Source organism: Cupriavidus basilensis (genome assembly GCF_029335485.1).
Classification (GTDB): Bacteria; Pseudomonadota; Gammaproteobacteria; order Burkholderiales; family Burkholderiaceae; genus Cupriavidus; species Cupriavidus basilensis_E.
Genome location: NZ_JARJLM010000567.1, coordinates 1 through 1119, shown reverse-complemented (window position 1 = coordinate 1119; position 1119 = coordinate 1). Strand labels below are relative to the sequence as shown.

At 70.5% G+C, this 1119-nt stretch carries 2 protein-coding genes; both read left to right on the top strand.

What is annotated here, in order from left to right; genetic code table 11:
* The first annotated feature begins 324 nt into the window (after positions 1-324).
* Positions 325-651, top strand: coding sequence for a c-type cytochrome (locus P3W85_RS35365; protein WP_276268180.1), 327 nt, complete (start codon positions 325-327; stop codon positions 649-651).
* A gap of 29 nt (positions 652-680) precedes the next feature.
* Positions 681-1119, top strand: a 439-nt coding sequence (locus tag P3W85_RS35360) for an FAD-dependent oxidoreductase (protein ID WP_276268179.1), incomplete at its 3' end; no start/stop codon positions are given.

Below are 1119 nucleotides of genomic sequence, written 5' to 3'. Positions count from 1 at the left end.
ACGCCGGCGCAGGACGGCAAGGCGTACCCGTTGCAGCGGCCGGCCTCGCCGTGCCGGCCCCTGAGTAGCCCGATGCAAGCTGCCTTGGTGCCAGGTTCCTGGCTTGTTTCCACTTGTTTCCCACCGTTTTTCATCCCTCGCAGCCCGTCAGGCGCTGCAGTCAGCGCAGTTCGATCTGAGGATTTTGCATCACATCCGCCTGCGCCGATGTGTTAGGGTTGGCACGCCTTCGCGGTGCATCCGGCGCGGGCCTGCGCGGTTGCTGCGCAGCAACGCCGCCCGGGCTGGTACTGGCATCCCCGGCGGCACCCTGGAGCGAACGCCATGAACCCGATCCCCACGCTGGCCGCATTGGCGGCCCTCGCGCTGCTGGCCTTGCCTTGCGGCGTTCGCGCGCAAGCGCCCGACACCACCGTGCTCCAGGCGCGCAACTGGGCCGCCGCCTGCTTCGGCTGTCACGGCCCTGCCGGCCGCGCTCCCAAGGGGAGCGTGGTGCCGGCCCTGGCCGGGCGAGCCAGCACCGACCTGATCCGGCAAATGCAGGAATTCAAGCAGGGCAGGCGCGAGGCCACCGTGATGCAGCAGATCGCCAGGGGCTATAGCGACCGGCAGATCGAGGCCATCGCGGGCTGGTTCGCCACCGTCCGCTGACCTGGCCACCCGCCAAGGAGAGACTTCCCATGCAAAGACGCGAATTTCTCGGCGCGCTGGCCGGCACGGCCCTGTTCGGCACGCTCGGCGCGAATGCGATCGGCGCCACCCGCGGGGCAAAGGTGGTGGTGGTAGGCGGCGGCTATGGCGGCGCCACCGCCGCGCGCTACCTGCGCGAATGGAGCGGACAGGGCATCGAGGTCACGCTGGTGGAGCCCTGCGCCAGCTTTGTCTCCTGCCCGCTTTCCAACCTGGTCCTGGCCGGCGGCAAGACCATCGGCGACATTACCCTGTCCTACGAGATGCTGGCAGCGCGCCACGGCGTCAGCGTGGTGCGCGACCGCGTCACCGCGATCGACCCGGTGCGGCGCGTGGTGCGCCTCGGCGGCGGCGGCGCGCTGCCCTACGACAGGCTGGTGCTGTCTCCCGGGGTGGACGTGCTCTCGGGCGAGATCCCCGGGCTCGCCC